Source organism: Amycolatopsis endophytica, from assembly GCF_013410405.1.
GTDB classification, from domain to species: Bacteria; Actinomycetota; Actinomycetes; order Mycobacteriales; family Pseudonocardiaceae; genus Amycolatopsis_E; species Amycolatopsis_E endophytica.
In genome coordinates, this window is record NZ_JACCFK010000001.1 from 15,252 (window position 1) to 31,037 (window position 15,786).

The 15,786-nt window shown below is 69.6% G+C and carries 18 protein-coding genes, 1 tRNA gene and 1 riboswitch; of the genes, 12 read left to right on the top strand and 7 right to left on the bottom strand.

The window, feature by feature from the left end:
- Window positions 1–117 precede the first annotated feature (117 nt).
- The 5 genes from HNR02_RS00060 (at window position 118) to HNR02_RS34985 (ending at window position 3,764) form a co-directional block, all read left to right on the top strand.
- Window positions 118–1,152 (top strand): TRM11 family SAM-dependent methyltransferase, encoded by a 1,035-nt coding sequence (locus tag HNR02_RS00060; protein WP_179771180.1) that lies wholly within the window; start codon window positions 118–120, stop codon window positions 1,150–1,152.
- Between the two features lie 35 nt (window positions 1,153–1,187).
- Window positions 1,188–2,219, top strand: coding sequence for a hypothetical protein (locus HNR02_RS00065; RefSeq protein WP_218902548.1), 1,032 nt, complete (start codon window positions 1,188–1,190; stop codon window positions 2,217–2,219).
- Window positions 2,220–2,256: 37 nt separating this feature from the next.
- Window positions 2,257–2,499, top strand: coding sequence for a helix-turn-helix domain-containing protein (locus tag HNR02_RS36690; RefSeq protein WP_376772810.1), 243 nt, complete (start codon window positions 2,257–2,259; stop codon window positions 2,497–2,499).
- Window positions 2,500–2,622: 123 nt separating this feature from the next.
- Complete coding sequence (locus tag HNR02_RS34980; protein WP_218902550.1) at window positions 2,623–3,150, top strand: site-specific integrase; 528 nt, start codon at window positions 2,623–2,625, stop codon at window positions 3,148–3,150.
- A gap of 17 nt (window positions 3,151–3,167) precedes the next feature.
- On the top strand, window positions 3,168–3,764 hold the full coding sequence (locus HNR02_RS34985; RefSeq protein ID WP_218902552.1) for a tyrosine-type recombinase/integrase: 597 nt from the start codon (window positions 3,168–3,170) through the stop codon (window positions 3,762–3,764).
- A gap of 117 nt (window positions 3,765–3,881) precedes the next feature.
- Here the strand turns inward: HNR02_RS34985 and HNR02_RS00075 are convergent.
- From HNR02_RS00075 to HNR02_RS00085, 3 genes are all read right to left on the bottom strand, one after another.
- Window positions 3,882–3,953: transfer RNA gene (locus HNR02_RS00075), tRNA-Val, on the bottom strand.
- 30 nt (window positions 3,954–3,983) lie between these two features.
- On the bottom strand, window positions 3,984–5,036 hold the full coding sequence (locus tag HNR02_RS00080) for a nitronate monooxygenase (RefSeq protein WP_179771181.1): 1,053 nt from the start codon (window positions 5,034–5,036) through the stop codon (window positions 3,984–3,986).
- A 9-nt stretch (window positions 5,037–5,045) separates the two neighbouring features.
- On the bottom strand, window positions 5,046–5,819 hold the full coding sequence (locus HNR02_RS00085) for a TetR/AcrR family transcriptional regulator (protein ID WP_179771182.1): 774 nt from the start codon (window positions 5,817–5,819) through the stop codon (window positions 5,046–5,048).
- A 63-nt stretch (window positions 5,820–5,882) separates the two neighbouring features.
- On the opposite strand from HNR02_RS00085, the gene HNR02_RS00090 reads away from it, so the two are divergent.
- From HNR02_RS00090 to HNR02_RS00105, 4 genes are all read left to right on the top strand, one after another.
- The gene (locus HNR02_RS00090) at window positions 5,883–6,806 is read left to right on the top strand and encodes an ATP-binding cassette domain-containing protein (RefSeq protein WP_179771183.1); all 924 of its coding nucleotides are present in this window, start codon (window positions 5,883–5,885) and stop codon (window positions 6,804–6,806) included.
- Window positions 6,803–7,573 carry an ABC transporter permease gene (locus HNR02_RS00095; protein ID WP_179771184.1) on the top strand — a complete coding sequence of 257 codons (771 nt, stop codon included), beginning with the start codon at window positions 6,803–6,805 and terminating at the stop codon, window positions 7,571–7,573. The genes HNR02_RS00090 and HNR02_RS00095 overlap by 4 nt, the downstream gene beginning before the upstream one ends.
- Before the next feature lie 9 nt (window positions 7,574–7,582).
- A complete protein-coding gene (locus HNR02_RS00100; RefSeq protein ID WP_179771185.1) occupies window positions 7,583–8,029 on the top strand; it encodes a pyridoxamine 5'-phosphate oxidase family protein in 447 nt (148 codons plus the stop codon).
- Between the two features lie 177 nt (window positions 8,030–8,206).
- Window positions 8,207–8,434: a hypothetical protein gene (locus tag HNR02_RS00105; protein WP_179771171.1), complete on the top strand. Its 228-nt coding sequence runs from the start codon at window positions 8,207–8,209 to the stop codon at window positions 8,432–8,434.
- 52 nt (window positions 8,435–8,486) lie between these two features.
- Here the strand turns inward: HNR02_RS00105 and lepA are convergent, their stop codons facing one another.
- Window positions 8,487–10,337: a translation elongation factor 4 gene (lepA, locus tag HNR02_RS00110; protein WP_179771186.1), complete on the bottom strand. Its 1,851-nt coding sequence runs from the start codon at window positions 10,335–10,337 to the stop codon at window positions 8,487–8,489.
- Between the two features lie 102 nt (window positions 10,338–10,439).
- Between lepA and HNR02_RS00115 the strand changes: the two genes are divergently transcribed.
- Window positions 10,440–11,036, top strand: a complete 597-nt coding sequence (locus tag HNR02_RS00115; RefSeq protein ID WP_179771187.1) for a class I SAM-dependent methyltransferase — start codon at window positions 10,440–10,442, stop codon at window positions 11,034–11,036.
- Window positions 11,037–11,346: 310 nt separating this feature from the next.
- On the opposite strand, the gene HNR02_RS00120 is transcribed toward HNR02_RS00115, so the two are convergent.
- Both HNR02_RS00120 and HNR02_RS00125 read right to left on the bottom strand, forming a co-directional pair.
- On the bottom strand, window positions 11,347–11,724 hold the full coding sequence (locus HNR02_RS00120) for a VOC family protein (protein WP_179771188.1): 378 nt from the start codon (window positions 11,722–11,724) through the stop codon (window positions 11,347–11,349).
- A gap of 22 nt (window positions 11,725–11,746) precedes the next feature.
- Window positions 11,747–12,604, bottom strand: a complete 858-nt coding sequence (locus HNR02_RS00125) for an EamA family transporter (RefSeq protein ID WP_179771189.1) — start codon at window positions 12,602–12,604, stop codon at window positions 11,747–11,749.
- A gap of 158 nt (window positions 12,605–12,762) precedes the next feature.
- Here HNR02_RS00125 and rpsT point away from each other — a divergent pair, with 158 nt between their 5' ends.
- A complete protein-coding gene (gene rpsT / locus HNR02_RS00130) occupies window positions 12,763–13,023 on the top strand; it encodes a 30S ribosomal protein S20 (protein ID WP_179771190.1) in 261 nt (86 codons plus the stop codon).
- A 225-nt stretch (window positions 13,024–13,248) separates the two neighbouring features.
- On the opposite strand, the gene holA is transcribed toward rpsT, so the two are convergent.
- Window positions 13,249–14,229 carry a DNA polymerase III subunit delta gene (holA, locus tag HNR02_RS00135; RefSeq protein ID WP_179771191.1) on the bottom strand — a complete coding sequence of 327 codons (981 nt, stop codon included), beginning with the start codon at window positions 14,227–14,229 and terminating at the stop codon, window positions 13,249–13,251.
- Window positions 14,230–14,365: 136 nt separating this feature from the next.
- Window positions 14,366–14,498, top strand: a riboswitch (SAM riboswitch).
- Window positions 14,499–14,511: 13 nt separating this feature from the next.
- On the opposite strand from holA, the gene thrC reads away from it, so the two are divergent.
- Window positions 14,512–15,777 (top strand): threonine synthase, encoded by a 1,266-nt coding sequence (thrC, locus tag HNR02_RS00140; protein ID WP_179771192.1) that lies wholly within the window; start codon window positions 14,512–14,514, stop codon window positions 15,775–15,777.
- Window positions 15,778–15,786: the final 9 nt, after the last annotated feature.

The following is a 15,786-nucleotide window of genomic DNA, read 5'->3' on the forward strand; positions in this document are numbered from 1 at the left end:
CACACCGGACGACCGAACTCGCGGGTTGTCGCACACGACCACCAGTCACAGGTCGACGGCACCTGACGCACCTGCGCCGAGCCCCGACTTCACCCGTCATCGTCAGGAAGGCACCCCATGACAGACGACCGCCGCGCTCCGTCCTCGCCCGGCCCTGCCGACGAGCCGACGCAGCCCATCTCCCGCGCACTCATCGACGCGCTCGACCACCAGACGGGTGCCCAACCGGATTCACGCGACCTCTCGGTGTGGACCACCGCGCAGGTGTCGCCCGCAACCCAACGCAAGGGCAAGTACACGCCCGAGTCGACCGCACATCCGGCCAAGATGCTGCCCGACATCGCCCGCCACGCCATCGAGCACTACACCCGTCCGGGCGAGCTGGTGCTCGACCCGATGTGCGGCATCGGCACCACGCTCGTCGAAGCCGTGCACCTCGGCCGCCGCGCGGTCGGAGTGGAGTACGAACCCCACTGGGTCGCAGTCAGCCGATCGAATCTCGAGCTGGCCCGCGAACAGGGCATCGACCACGACGCGCACGTCATCCAGGGCGACGCCCGCCAGCTGCTGACGCTGCTGCCGCAGGAGTACGTCGGCCAGGCCGCGCTCGTCGTGACCTCCCCGCCCTACGGGCCGTCGACCCACGGGCGCGTGGCCGTCGCACCCAGCGAAGGCATCCAGAAGTACTGGCACCGCTACGGCAGCGCCCTCGACCGTGGCAACCTCGCCAACATCGGGCACCACCGGCTGCTCGCCGGGTTCACCCGGATCCTCGCCGGCCTGCGCACCTTCCTCCGGCCCGGCGGCCACGTCGTCATCACCATCCGCCCCTGGCGCGAGCACGCCGAACTCATCGACCTGCCCGCCCAGATCCTCGCCTGCGGCCGCGCAGCCGGACTCACCCCCACCGAACGCAACGTCGCACTACTCGCCCGCGCAGCGGAGACCGACCTGGTCGCCCGCGGCAGTTTCTTCCAACGCGACTTCATCCGCAAACAGCGCGAAGCCGGACTCCCCCTGCACCTCATCGCCCACGAGGACGTGGTCGTGTTCCGCACAGCTCAGCATCGAACGGCCGCCATCACGGCAGCGCACGTGAGTCCCCTTCCTCCGCACCATGACAGCTCCCGAACCGCGGACCGCGCGGCATGACTGCTGTCCAGCGAACTGCCAGCACGAAGCCCGCCTTGCGCCTGCTGTCCCTCGGTGCCGGGGTTCAGAGCACGACGGTGCTCCTTCTGGCCTGCGAAGGCATAATTCCCAGGTTCGATGTCGCCCTGTTCGCCGACACAGGCTGGGAACCGCGGGCGGTCTATGCCAATCTCGAGAGGCTTCGAGTACACGCCGAACGCGCGGGCATCCCGGTGCAGCGGGTCTCCGCCGGCAACATCCGGACCGATGCGCTCGACCCGATGCACCGCTTCGTCTCGATGCCCTTGCACACCCTCAACCCGGACGGTTCCCGAGGACTCGCTCGGCGTCAATGCACCAGCGAATACAAGATCACCCCGCTAAAGAAGGCAGCGCGCGAGTTGCTCGGATACCCGCATCCACGCCGAGTTCCGAGCGGCGTGTTCGCCGAGCAGGCCATCGGGATCAGCACCGACGAGATCGGGCGCGCGCGAGACTCCGGTGTGCGGTTCATCCACAACATCTTCCCCCTCCTTGACCTTGGGTTCGACCGCGCACGGTGCGTCGAGTACCTCCGGGAGCGAGGCTTCGGAGCGACGGTGAAGTCCGCATGCATCGGTTGCCCGTTTCACGGCAACGCGGGCTGGCGCTGGATCAGGGACCACGACCCGGACGGGTGGGAACAGGCCGTCGAGTTCGACCGCGCGATCCGTCACGGCTACCCGCACGCCTCGAAACACGGACAGCTGCTCCGTGGTCAATACTTTCTGCACCGCTCCTGCAAGCCGCTCGACGAAGTTGACCTCGACACACCAGCGCGACACCCGCAGCTGATTCCAACGCCTGCGACGCTCGACGAGGAGGGAGCTGCTCCCCCTGGTCATGCCGCTCCGGCGCTCCGGTCGGCCAACCAAACGCCGCGTGAACCACCCGCGCTGCGTCACGAATGGGAGTACTTCCATGACCACCGACGACGAGCCGAGCGCCACCTCAAGTCGGAGGGTGGCCGACACTGTCACATCTCTTGCTTCGTCAGTGACCGCCGAGCGTGCCCATTCCGACGCCCAGGGCACAGACGACGGCGTTAGGCCGCTCACGGACCAACTGGCGCCTGATCCGGCCCCCGTGTTGTTCACCCCGGCGCAGGCGGCTGAGTTGCTACAAGTTCGGGAGTCATGGCTACGCCGCCGCGCAGCTCGCCGGCAGGTGCCGTGCACCTTCCTCGGAAAACACCTGCGGTTCTCCCGCGCCAACCTGGAGCAGATCGTTTCCGACGCGGCCCTCCCGGCGACACACGCCCAGCGCCGGGCTCCGGGGACCGGGGCATCTCCACGGCCTCGAAGCCGCCGCCGCAGTCGGCCTGGCTGAAGCACACATTCTTTCGCCCACTGACCACATTTGGGTTGATTTTCTCCGCAAACGGAGCGTGGATACGGCCGTGCCGAATTTCCGGCACGGCCATATCCACTCCTACCGGAAAGAGAACCGACAATGGCCTGGGTAGAAAAACGTCGAGGCGGTTTCCGCGTCCGCTATCGACTCGACGACGGGACGATCTTCACCGAGAGTGGCTTCGCCACCCAGGACGAAGCGGAGGACCGCGCAGCCGACGTGGAGTCCGACCAGCGACGACGCCGGTTCACCGACCCCCGGCTGGCGCAGACCACGATCGACGAGTGGATCCGCGCATGGTCCGACGCCCACCACGCCGCAGACGTGACGCTAGCGACTTATGACTCGCACATCCGCAACCACATCCTGCCCCGCTGGTCAGGAACGGCCCTCGGCGACATTGCGCGAATCGAGGTGAAAGGGTGGGTAAACAAGAAACTGCGCCCCAACCTGGCCGACAAAACCGTCCGGGACATTCTCGTGTTGTTCTCGATGATCCTGGGCGAAGCCGTGGACGAGGGACTGATCGGTGCGAACCCGTGCCGGAAACTCCGCATCAGCTTCGACGAGCGTCCCGAACGGCCCCATGCCAGCAGTGACGAAGTCGACGCACTCGCGGCCGGATGAAGCCGGACGAGGGGCTCATGACCATCACCGACGCGTACACCGGCATGCGCTGGGGTGAGCTGGCCGGGCTGCAATGGATCCGCACCTACCTCGACGAAGACCCACGCATCGAGATTGACCCCAAGTTCGGCGCTCTGCACGAGGTCCGCGGACGGCTGGAACTCGGACCGCCGAAGACCCCCGCAAGCGTCCGCACCATCCACCTGTCGCCGTTCCTGGCCGACCTGCTGAGGGACCACCGGGAACGCAACCCCGACGCACGGTTCGTGTTCACCGGAACCAACGGGGGACTCCACCGCCGGTCCAACTTCCGTCGACGCGTCTGGCTACCCGCCCTAGCCGGCGACAGGAGCCGTGGCTGGGCGCCACCCAATCAGGGGATGCACTTCCATGACCTACGCCACACACATGAGACCTGGTTGATTGAAGACGGCGTCCCGCGAATCCTTCGGCTGGTGCGCCTGGGACACAAGCGCAAGGACACCGACGACCTCTACTCCCACGTGACTGACGTCATGGTCGAGTCGATGCTGGCTGCACTGCAGCGACGGTGGGAGCTGGACGGCGGATGGACCTGGGACGAACACGCAGGTCAGGGGGCGGACGCGGCGTGACCTCTTCGGTTTCGCGAAAGTGGTCAGCACACCCTGCTCCCCATCTGCTCCCCGCAAATGCCGACGGCCCGCCGACGATGGTCGTCGACAGGCCGTCTGAACAGCTAAAATAGCGAGTGGGCGATACTGGGATCGAACCAGTGACCTCTTCGGTGTGAACGAAGCGCTCTCCCCCTGAGCTAATCGCCCGGTGTCCGCCCATGTTAGCGGACCCCATGGCTACCCCAGCCGCCGGGTCAGGCGTTCCTGTGCCGCCCTCGCCTCCCGCGCCAGGCGCGCCACGATCTCGGACGCCGGGCCCTCCGGCGCGATCGAGTAGGTCTGCCCGCCCCAGAGGTTGACCCCCTCCGGGTCGCCGGCCCGGTGCGCGGCGGCGCGCACCGGCTTCGTCAGGTGGTGTACCTGCGGGTAGGCCGAGGGCGCGTAGGGCGAGTGCTCGGTCAGGAACCGGTTCACCAGCGCGCGCGCCGGGCGGCCGCTGAAAGCGCGCGTGACGGCGGTGACGCGTCCACCCTCGGCCAGCGCCGTGCGGTGCGCGGGCTGGGTGCCGGCTTCGTCCGCGCGCAGGAACGCCGTGCCCAGCTGGGCCGCGTCGGCACCGGCGGCCAACACCGCCGCGACGTCGGCGCCGTGCACGAGACCGCCCGCGGCGATCAGCGGCAGGTCCACCGCGGACCCGATCAGTCGCACCAACGCCAGCAGGCCGTAGACCTCTCCCCCGGCTGGATGCGCCGGATCGTCGGCGAACAACCCGCGGTGCCCACCGGCTTCGGAACCCTGTACGCACAGGGCATCCGCCCCGACCTCGGCCGCCTGCACCGCTTCTTCGGGCGTCGTCACCGTCACGATCACCTTCGACCCGGCCTCGTGCAGCCGCCGGACGTCCGACGCGGACGGCAGGCCGAAGGTGAACGACACGAACGGGATCCCCTGCTCCACCACGAGGTCGACCTTCGCCGGGTAGGCGTCGTCCTCCCAGCGCGGGTCGCCCGGCTGGACCTCGTAGTGCCGGGCCTCCTCCTCGATCCGCCGCACGTACGGCGAAAGGTCCACACCGGACTCCGGCCCCGGCACGAACAGGTTCACCCCGAACGGCCGGTCCATCAGCTCCCGCGTCCGCGCGATCAGCTTCGCGAGCGCGTCGGCGGTCAGGTACCCGGCGGCGAGGAATCCCGATCCTCCGGCCCCGGCGACGGCGGCGACGAGTTCCGGCGTCGTCGGCCCACCGGCCATCGGCGCCACGAGGACGGGGACAGGCAGCTCTTCGAACATGCCCCCACCCTAGGGTTTCCGGTCGCGCGCGTACGCCTCGAGACCGTCCAGCAGCCGCTCCACACCGAACTCCAGGTCCGGCAGGATCCCGGCGTCCTCCGCGTCCGGATCGAACGTGCCCTCGGCGACCGTGGCGGCCAGCATCGGGAACCGCTCCGGATCCAGGAACCGCCGCATCGCATCGGCGAAGTCCGCATCCGCTTCGAGCCCGGTGATGCCGGCCTCGCGCTGCGCCTCCGCCATGTCCAGCGAGATCCGCGCGAGCTCGCGCACCGCGCCGTCCAGGAAGGTCATCGCCCAGATCATCTCGGCACCGGTCAGGCCGAGCCCCGAGATCGCCCGCATCCCCGCCTCCATCCAGGCCAGCTGCCGGGGCCCGGAGGGCGGGCCGCTGATCCGGACCCGCAACATCCACGGGTGCCGCAGGTGGAACTGCCACACCGCGCGCACCCACGCCGCGACCTCGGCGCGCCAGTCCTCGCCCGCGGGCTCCGGCGGCGCTTCCTCGGCCCCGTAGTCGACCATCAGCTCGATCAGCTGATCCTTGCCCGACACGTACCGGTACAGCGACATCGTGGTCTTGCCCACGGCCGCCGCCACCCGCTGCATGGACACCGCGCCGATGCCCTCGGCGTCGGCGAGGTCGATCGCCGCGCGGACGATCTTGTCCACGCTCAGCGCGGGCTTCGGCCCGCGGGTGGGCCGCTCGCCGCCACCCCACAGCAGTTCGAGGGTCCGCGTGCGTTCCGCCGTCATCGCCGTCCTTTCGTCCTTGACGGCCATCCTAGAACTGTGTATCACTTACACAAAATAGTCTACGAGATACACAGTCGCAGGGAGAGTGTGATGATCGAGGTCAGCGGCCTGTGCAAGGCATTCGGGGACAGAGAGGTGCTCGGCGGTGTCGACCTCACCGTCGAGCGGGGCAGCGTCGTCGCACTGCTGGGACCGAACGGCGCGGGCAAGAGCACGACCGTCAAGATCCTCACCACACTGCTCGCCCCGGACAGCGGCACCGCGCGGGTCGGCGGGTTCGACGTGGTGCGGCAGGCACGGGAGGTGCGGCGGATCATCGGCGTGACCGGACAGCAGACCGCGGTCGACCGCATCCTGACCGGTCACGAGAACCTGGTCATGATGGGCCGCCTGTTCCGCCTGGGCACCGCGGCCGCGCGCCGCCGTGCCGACGAGCTGCTCGACCGGTTCGACCTGACCGAAGCGGGCGGACGACCGGTGAAGACCTACTCCGGCGGTATGGAACGGCGCCTCGACCTGGCGATCAGCCTGATCACCGCACCGCCGGTGCTCTTCCTCGACGAACCCACCACCGGGCTGGACCCGCGCAGCCGCGCCGGGGTGTGGGACACCGTGCGCGACCTGCTGGCCGGCGGGGTCACCGTCCTGCTCACCACGCAGTACCTGGAAGAGGCGGACGAACTCGCCGACCGGGTCGCCCTGATCGACAACGGGCGGGTCGTGGCCGAAGGCACGCCGGAGTCGCTCAAACAGCGCGTCGGCAGCGAGCGCCTCGACCTCACCTTCGCCACCGCCGGGGCATTCGAGCTGGCCCGTCTCGTGCTCGGCCCGGCCCATTTCGGTGAGGGCCACACGTTGAGCGTTCCGGTCGACGGCGCGCACGACGTCCGCGAGATCCTGAACCGGCTGGAGCAGGCCGGCGCGCAGGTCGCCGACCTCGCCCTGACCCGCCCGACCCTCGACGACGTGTTCCTGTCCCTGACCGGCGAGCCCGCGATCGGAGCCACCCGATGAGCACCCTGCAGTGGACGGCGCACAACTCGTCCGTCCTCACCGGACGGTCCATCCGGCACATCCTGCGCAACCCGGACCAGGCGATGACGGCGATCTTCCTGCCGGTCGCCCTGATGCTGTTGTTCCGCTACGTGTTCGGCGGCGCGATCGACACCGGCGGCACCGCCTACATCGACTACGTGATCGCCGGGATCATCGCGATCAGCGTGACGTTCAACTCGACCGCCACGACCGTCGGCGTCACCGACGACCTCACCCGCGGTGTCGTGGAGCGGTTCCGCTCGATGCCGGTGTCTTCCACCGCCGTCCTCACCGGGCACGTCGTCGGCTCCGTCGTCCGCAACGCGCTCTCGCTCGCCGTGATGATCGGCGTCGGACTGCTGATCGGCTTCTCGCCCGGCGCCGGCCTGGGCGGCTGGCTGGCGGCGCTGGGGATCCTGCTGCTGTTCACGCTGGCGATCTCGTGGGTCGCGGCGATTCTCGGACTCCTCGCGCGCAGTGTCGAAGGGGCGGGCGGGCTCGGCATGGTGCTGGTGTTCGTGCCCTACCTCAGCAGTGCGTTCGTGCCGCCCAGCACGATGCCCGCCGGTTTGCGTGCCGTCGTGGAATACCAGCCGGTGACACCGGTCGTCGACAGTGTCCGCGCGCTCCTGCTGGACGGGCCCGTGGGCAACGCGGCCTGGCTCGCGGTGCTGTGGTGGGGCGCGATCCTCGTGGTCGCGGTCCCGGTCGCCGGAGCACTGTTCCGCCGTCGCGCGCGGGTCTAACTTGGCGGTATGACGACGAAACTCGACGCCGTCCGCGCGCTCGCCGCCGGGGAAACCGGCTTGGCGACGGTGGCGATCGCGCGGACGGACGGCACGGTGCAAGCCTCGGTGGTCAACGCGGGCCTGCTCGACGACCCGGTGTCCGGCAGGCCCTCGGTCGCGTTCGTGGCGGTCGGCGGGGCGCGCAAGCTCGGCCTGCTGCGCGAGCGCGGCAATGCGACGGTCGTGTTCCGGCGCGGCTGGAACTGGGCGGCGATACAGGGCCCGGCCCGCCTGATCGGACCCGACGACCCCGATCCGGGCTTCGACCCGGCCGGGCTGCCCGGGTTGCTGCGTGACATTTTCACCGCGGCGGGTGGCACCCACGACGACTGGGACACCTACGACCGCGTGATGGCCGAGGAACGGCGATGCGCGGTGTTCGTCGAGGCGAGCCGGATCTCCGGACCTGCATGATCGACATTGTGTCCCCGGCGTGGCCGCGTTGTTAACGGAGACTCACCCACCGGCGCGACATCCGGTTGCCATGTCGTCAAGTGCCCGTTAAGCACCTTGTTGCGCCGATCGGCCTAGTCCACGCTGCTGCTCATGCGAACGCGCTTCGCATTTCTGCCGACGAGCCGAAGGGACACCATGAGCGAGAACCAGGCTGTGACCGCCCCGAAGACCGAGAGCAAGACCCGCCGCTGGACGCAACGCGGCATCGCACTGGGGCTGCTCACCGCGCCGATGCTGGCGCTGGTCGGCGGCCAGGCCTCCGCGGCCGAACTGACCCCGATCGCCGAGTACCTGGACGCGACCGTCGCCGGCGTGTCGTCGTCTCTCGTCGAGGCACTCGCTGTGCTGCTGGGCGTTTCCTGACCCGGAAACCACGAAGGCCCGCGATCCCGGCTCCGGGATCGCGGGCCTTCCGCTACTTCTTCTTGCCCTTGTCACCGGAGGGCTCGTCGGTGGACAGCGCCGCGACGAAGGCCTCCTGCGGAACCTCGACCCGGCCGATGTTCTTCATCCGCTTCTTGCCCTCCTTCTGCTTCTCCAGCAGCTTGCGCTTCCGCGAGATGTCACCGCCGTAGCACTTGGACAACACGTCCTTGCGCATCGCGCGGATCGTCTCGCGCGCGATGATCCGCGAACCGACCGCAGCCTGGATCGGCACCTCGAACTGCTGGCGCGGGATCAGCTCCCGCAGCCGGTTCGCCATCCGGTTGCCGTAGGCGTAGGCGGCGTCCTTGTGCACGATCGCGGAGAACGCGTCGACCGGCTCGCCCTGCAGCAGGATGTCGACCTTCACCAGGTCCGACACCTGGGTGCCCGCCTCCTCGTAGTCGAGCGAGGCGTAGCCGCGGGTGCGGGACTTCAGCGAGTCGAAGAAGTCGAAGATGATCTCGGCCAGCGGCAGGTGGTAACGCAGCTCGACGCGTTCCTCGGACAGGTAGTCCATGCCGAGCAGGGTGCCGCGCTTGCCCTGGCACAGCTCCATGATCGCGCCGATGAACTCGGACGGGGCGATCACGGTGACCTTCGACAGCGGCTCGTGCACCTCGGCGATCTTCACGTTGCCCGGCCAGTCGGACGGGTTGGTGACCATCACCTCGACACCGTCGTCCTGGACGACGCGGTACTCCACGTTCGGGGCCGTCGCGATCAGGTCGAGGCCGAACTCGCGCTCCAGCCGGTCGCGGGTGATCTCCAGGTGCAGCAGGCCGAGGAACCCGCAGCGGAACCCGAAGCCCAGCGCGACCGAGGTCTCCGGCTCGAAGGTCAACGCGGCGTCGTTGAGCTGCAGCTTCTCCAGCGCCTCGCGCAGCTCCGGGTAGTCCGAGCCGTCCACCGGGTAGAGCCCGGAGAACACCATCGGCTTCGGATCGCGGTAACCGGCCAGCGGTTCGGCGGCGCCCTTGCGTTCGGAGGTGACGGTGTCACCGACCCTCGACTGGCGGACGTCCTTCACACCGGTGATCAGGTACCCCACCTCGCCGACCCCGAGGCCGGCGCTGGGTTTCGGCTCGGGAGAGATGATGCCGACCTCGAGCAGCTCGTGCGTGGCACCGGTGGACATCATGCGGATCCGCTCACGCGGGGTGATCTTGCCGTCCACCACGCGGATGTAGGTGACGACGCCGCGGTAGGTGTCGTACACCGAGTCGAAGATCATGGCGCGGGCCGGGCCGTCGGCGTCCCCGACGGGCGACGGCACCTGGCGGACGACCTCGTCGAGCAGATCGGTCACACCCATCCCGGTCTTCGCCGAGACGCGCAGCACCTCGGACGGGTCGCAGCCGATGATGTGCGACAGCTCGGCGGCGTACTTGTCCGGATCGGCGGCGGGCAGGTCGATCTTGTTCAGGACCGGGATGATGTGCAGGTCCTTCTCCAGCGCCAGGTACAGGTTGGCCAGGGTCTGGGCCTCGATGCCCTGGGCGGCGTCGACCAGCAGGATCGCGCCCTCGCACGCTTCCAGCGCACGGGAGACCTCGTAGGTGAAGTCGACGTGGCCGGGGGTGTCGATGAGGTGCAGGACGTGGTCGCGGCCGTCGACCTGCCACGGCAACCGCACGTTCTGGGCCTTGATCGTGATGCCGCGTTCGCGCTCGATGTCCATCCGGTCGAGGTACTGGGCGCGCATGGCCCGCGCCTCGACCACGCCGGTGAGCTGCAGCATCCGGTCGGCCAGGGTGGACTTGCCGTGGTCGATGTGCGCGATGATGCAGAAGTTCCGGATCTGCTCCGGCGGCGTGAAGGTCTGGTCGGCGAACGTGCTCACTCGGGTCCTCGGCTCGTCGTGGGGTACGACTCCATGTTCCCATGCCCGATTTCCGGGTCATCCCCGATGCCGGTGAGCAGGGCCGAGTGCTGACCTGGAGGTATGAGCACAACGATCGGACAGATCTTCGACCGGGCCTTCGGTCACCCCCGCGGCCTGCTGGGACGCATCGGGGGCGCGGTGATGGCCCAGAGCAACGGCGCGACGGAACGGCATGTGGTGAACGTGGCGAGGCTCACCCCGGACGAGACGGTGCTGGTCCTCGGACCCGGTCCGGGGGTGGGCCTGCGGCTCGCCGGGCAGCGGGCGACGCTGGCGGTGGGGGTGGACCCGTCACCGGAGATGCTGGCACTGGCGCAGACCCGGTGCGCCGAGGAGATTTCGGCCGGGCGGGTGCGGTTGACGCGCGGGACGGCGGAACGGACGAACCTGGACCCGGCCTCCGTGGACATCGCGCTGAGCGTCAACAACGTCCAACTGTGGGACGACCGCGCCGCGGGTTTCGCCGAACTGCTGCGGGTCCTGCGCCCGGGCGGCCGCCTGGTGCTCTCCGCCCACGAGAAATGGCTCCCCGTGCCGCGGCACGTACTGGCGGACGAACTGACGGACGCGGGCTTCACGGACCTCCAGACGTGGGTGTGGCAGCCCCCCGGTGTGACGGCGCCGCTGGCCGCGCAACTGCGCGCCCACCGCCCCTGACCCGCCCGCGAGTCCCACGCTCCCGTCGACGAGTCCCCCCTTCCGGCGCGCGAGTCCTGCGCTCCCGCGCACGAGTCCGAGTTCACGTCCGCGAGGTCCACGCTCGTTGCCGCGGGTTTCCGCGCAGGCCCGCGACCCCGGGAACACTGCATCCACGCGAGTTCCACGGCGCGAGCACGAGCCCCGTCACCCGCGGCGCGGGATGCACCGCGCCGCCGCCCAGCCGGGACCATCGCCACCGAAGGCGTCGTCCCGGCCGCCCACACGGTGGTCAGCCCACCGCCGCCACAAACCCGCCGACGGCCGGTCACTACGGCCGAATGTCCGTCCTGAGTGGATGGTCCGGCGGGATCTCGACCAGCACGATGGACGTCCCGTCGGGGTCGGAGATGCGCGCCTCGTCCAGGCCCCACGGCTCACGGCGGGCCTCACGATCGGGCTCGACGCCGCGTCCGGCGAGCTCGTCGAGCGTCGCGGCCAGGTCGCGGACCTGGAACCACAGTTCGACGTCCGGGCTGGTGCCCTTCTCGCCACGGCCGACGACCTCCAGGAAGCCGTGGCCGGTGAAGAACACGGTGCCGCCGGGGAACGTGCGGTAGATCGCCAGGCCGAGTGTGTCCCGGTAGAACGCCGTCGTCTTCTCGAGGTCACGGGGGTGGATCAGAACACGGCTGCTCAGCACGTCCATGCCTCCTGCCTACCCCACCCCGTCAGGAGGCCGCAATCGCGGCGATCCCGGCCAGCACCACGGTCGAGCCGACCAGCCGCCGCACCGGGTTCGCCTCGCCGAGCACGATCCAGGCGGCGATCCCGCCCAGCACGATGCTGACCTCACGGGCCGGGGCGACCAGGCTCACCGGCGCCCGCCGCATCGCGTAGAGCACGAGCAGGTACGCCACCGGCGACAGCATGCCGACGACCAGGGTCTCCCGCCAGTGCGCCCGCCACAAAGTGGCCACCTGTCCACCGGAGCGCAGGGCCGCCGGGGCGAGCAGCAGGCTCTGCAGCACCGCGCCGGTGGCGAAATAGATCAGCGGCGGGACGGCGAGCGCGTTGACGGAATGGTCGTCCCACAGCGTGTACCCCGCGATGGTGACGCCGGTGAGCAGCCCGTAGAACACGCCCGCCCGGCGTGCTCGCCGGTCCGCCGACGGCCCGAGCCCGATCACCAGTACCCCGGCCACGACCAGGAGCGCCCCGGCGAGCCCGAGCCACCCCGGCCGTTCACCGAGGAGGACCACCGCGGCGAGGACGGACAACAGCGGCCCGCTCCCCCGCGCCAGCGGATAGACGACGGACAGGTCACCCACGCGGTAGCCCCGCTGCAGCACGATGCCGTAGGCGACGTGGAAGACCGCGGTCAGCAATGCGGCGACCAGCCAGGTCCAGTGCGGACGCTCCCCCGACACGATCAACGCGGCGACCGCGAGGGGAGCGCAGACCACCGCGGACACCGTGTAGTAAAGGAAGACGAACCGGGCGCCGGCGTCGACCCGTTTGGCCGCGAGGTTCCACCCGGCGTGCACGACAGCGGCGACGAGAACGAACGCCAGTGCGGTGCCGTCCACGTGCCTCCGTCCCGGTCATGGCCAGTGCAAGTGTCACGGTAGTCCCCTGCTAGCCTTGACGGTCGTTGCCGCGCGGCATTCCGCCAGGGAGGAAACCCGCACGCCGGGGCCGGTACAGCGCGGCAGCGAACCCACCGATCGATTGAAGGAGCGCCCTCGTGGCCAACATCAAGTCCCAGATCAAGCGCATCAAGACCAACGAGAAGGCGCGCCAGCGCAACCAGTCGGTCAAGTCCTCGGTGAAGACCGCGATCCGCAAGTTCCGCGAGGCCGCCGAGTCGGGTGACAAGACCAAGGCCGTCGAGCAGCAGCAGATCGCCGCTCGCGCCCTGGACAAGGCCGCCAGCAAGGGCGTCATCCACGCGAACCAGGCCGCGAACAAGAAGTCCGCGATGGCCAAGCGCGTCAACCAGCTCTGAGCAGGACCTCCACGAGGGCGGGCATCTGCGGATGCCCGCCCTTTGTGCTGTGGTGCACTATCTGCCTGTTCAGGCACCACGAAACGTGGTCTCCCGGCGCCGCGCGGCGGCGCCGTCACGCCGCGACCGAGGCAGGTTTCATCCCTCTCGTCGGCGGTACGAGCGTTGGGTCGCCGACCGCATCAGCACCGGCTCCACCCGCGCCGGACGTTCGCCCGTGCGGGGTCAGCGCTTGTCGCGGGCGGCGGCCAGTTCCAGGACGGCCCGTTCGAGCGCGTAGGACGGGTCCGCCGCCTGGCCCTTGACCTCACCGTTCACGCGCGCCACTACCGCCATCGCCTCGGCGAGGCCCGCCTGTGTCCATCCCCGGGACTGTCCCTGGGCCTTGCGGATCTTCCACGGCGGCATCCCGAGCTCACCCGCCATCTGGTTCGGGTTGCCGCGGCCGGCCGCGGACACCCGGGCGATGGTCCGCACGGCGTCGGCCAGCGCGTCGGCGATCAGGACGTGCGCCACGCCGATCTGGAGCGCCCACCGCATCGCCTCCAGCGCCGCCCCGCGTTCTCCCCCGACCGCCTTTTCCGCCACTGCGAAGCCGGTCACGTCCGCGCGGCCGCGGTGGTAGCGCCGCACCGCCTCCTCGTCGACTCGGCCGCCCGAGTCGGCCACCAGCTGCGACGCGGCCGCGGCCAGTTCCCGCAGGTCGGACCCGACCGCGTCGATCAACGCGGCGACACCCGCCGGGTCGATCTTGCCCCCGGCCTGGCGGACCTCGTTGCGGACGAACGATTCCCGGTCGGCGGGTCTGGTGATCTTCGGGCACTCGGTGACCTGGGCTCCGGCCTTGCGCAACGCCGCCGGCAGCGCCTTGGCCGCCTTGCTGCGCCCGCCACCGGTGTGCACGACGACCAGAACGACCCCGTCGGCAGGCATCTTCGCGTAGGCCAGGACCGCGTCGGACAGGTCCTGGCCGATGTCCTGCGCCGCGTCCAGGACGATCACCCTGCCCTCGCTGAACAGCGACGGGCTGACCAGCTCCGCCAGCGCGGGCGGGGTGAGATCCGACACCCTGACCTTCGTCAGCTCAGCGGCCGGATCCTCCTTCCTGGCCTGGTCGAGCGCAGCCCGGACGGCACGCTCGACGAGCAGTTCCTCTTCGCCGAGCACGAGCTGGAGAGGAGCGGTGGTGGTTGCCGGCGCGGTCACGAACCAGATACTGCCACGCGCGACCGACAGTTCCGGACCGTGATGAAACCCGGAGGGGCATGGCGTGGCCCGAGCCCGGTGCCGTATGTTGTTGACCGGGCGTTGCCGCAGCGCGGTATCCCCGACAACTGAACACCGCTCATCCAGAGGGGCAGAGGGAACGGCCCGACGAAGCCCCGGCAACCGGCGTCAGCCTGTCATCTCGATTCCGCGAGGTAGCTGACGACCACGGTGCCAATTCCGGCCCGCGCCAGCGGGACAGATGAGGAAAGGAACCTCGCGATGACTGCAGCCCTCGATTCGACCGCCACCGGCCGCACCGTCGACCTCGGTCCGGCTGTCGAGCTGGTCTCCAAGGAAGAGGGTCACCGCCAGCCGCTGGCCCCGGAGTTCGTCTCCGCCGAGGACTTCTCGCCGCTCGAGGTCGCCTACGACTTCGGACGCGTGCGCCGCGAGGACATCGAGTCCGGCCCGCGCAACATCTGGCGCTACAAGAAGCTCCTCCCGGTGCCCTCGAACGTCGAGGAGATCCCCAACACCGAGCCGGGCTGTACCCGGCTGGTGAAGGCCGACCGGCTCGCCAAAGCTCTCGGCGTCAAGAGCCTGTGGGTCAAGGACGACACCGGCAACCCCACGCACTCCTTCAAGGACCGCGTCGTCGCCGTCGCACTGGCCGCGGCCCGCGAGTTCGGTTTCGACACCCTCGCCTGCCCGTCCACCGGCAACCTGGCCAATGCCGTCGCCTCGGCCGCGGCCCGGGCCGGCTGGCAGTCCGTGGTGCTGATCCCGTCCTCGCTTGAGCGCGCCAAGATCCTGACCACCGCGGTCTACGACGGCAACCTGATCGCCGTCGACGGCAACTACGACGACGTCAACCGCCTGGCCACCCAGCTGGCAGCCGAGCACGAGAGCTGGGCGTTCGTCAACGTCAACGTCCGCCCGTACTACTCGGAGGGCTCGAAGACGCTCGCCTTCGAGGTCGCCGAGCAGCTCGGCTGGCGGATCCCGGAGCAGATCGTCGTGCCGATCGCGTCGGGCTCCCAGCTGACCAAGGTGGACAAGGGCTTCCGCGAGTTCGCCAAGCTCGGCTTGGTCGAGGACACCCCGTACAAGGTGTTCGGCGCCCAGGCCGCGGGCTGCTCGCCGGTCTCCACCGCGTTCCGCAACGGCCACGATGTCGTCCAGCCGGTCAAACCGGACACCATCGCGCGCTCGCTGGCGATCGGCAATCCGGCCGACGGCCCGTACGTGCTCGACACCGTCCGCCGCACCGGCGGTGCGATCGAGGACGTCACCGACGAAGAGGTCGTCGAGGGCATCCGCCTGCTCGCCCGCACCGAGGGCATCTTCACCGAGACCGCCGGTGGTGTCACCGTGGCGACGGCGAAGAAGCTCATCGAAGCCGGCAAGATCGACCCGGACGCCGAGACCGTCCTGCTGATCACCGGTGACGGCCTCAAGACCCTGGACGCGATCGAGAACCACGTCGGTCCGAAGGCGACGGTCGCACCGTCGGCGGCGGCCGTGCACGAAGCTCTCGGTCTCTGAGCATCTCCT

Excerpts from the sequence above, each read along its gene's own strand:
- HNR02_RS00120 (WP_179771188.1), bottom strand. The coding sequence starts at position 11,724 with ATGGACGTGCTGAGCAGCCGTGTTCTGATCCACCCCCGTGACCTCGAG.
- HNR02_RS00100 (WP_179771185.1), top strand. The coding sequence starts at position 7,583 with ATGACGACGAAACTCGACGCCGTCCGCGCGCTCGCCGCCGGGGAAACC.
- HNR02_RS00060 (WP_179771180.1), top strand. The coding sequence starts at position 118 with ATGACAGACGACCGCCGCGCTCCGTCCTCGCCCGGCCCTGCCGACGAG.
- thrC (WP_179771192.1), top strand. The coding sequence starts at position 14,512 with ATGACTGCAGCCCTCGATTCGACCGCCACCGGCCGCACCGTCGACCTC.
- HNR02_RS00090 (WP_179771183.1), top strand. The coding sequence starts at position 5,883 with ATGATCGAGGTCAGCGGCCTGTGCAAGGCATTCGGGGACAGAGAGGTG.
- HNR02_RS00095 (WP_179771184.1), top strand. The coding sequence starts at position 6,803 with ATGAGCACCCTGCAGTGGACGGCGCACAACTCGTCCGTCCTCACCGGA.
- HNR02_RS00080 (WP_179771181.1), bottom strand. The coding sequence starts at position 5,036 with ATGTTCGAAGAGCTGCCTGTCCCCGTCCTCGTGGCGCCGATGGCCGGT.
- HNR02_RS34980 (WP_218902550.1), top strand. The coding sequence starts at position 2,623 with ATGGCCTGGGTAGAAAAACGTCGAGGCGGTTTCCGCGTCCGCTATCGA.
- HNR02_RS00105 (WP_179771171.1), top strand. The coding sequence starts at position 8,207 with ATGAGCGAGAACCAGGCTGTGACCGCCCCGAAGACCGAGAGCAAGACC.
- HNR02_RS00115 (WP_179771187.1), top strand. The coding sequence starts at position 10,440 with ATGAGCACAACGATCGGACAGATCTTCGACCGGGCCTTCGGTCACCCC.
- HNR02_RS00085 (WP_179771182.1), bottom strand. The coding sequence starts at position 5,819 with ATGGCCGTCAAGGACGAAAGGACGGCGATGACGGCGGAACGCACGCGG.
- HNR02_RS34985 (WP_218902552.1), top strand. The coding sequence starts at position 3,168 with ATGACCATCACCGACGCGTACACCGGCATGCGCTGGGGTGAGCTGGCC.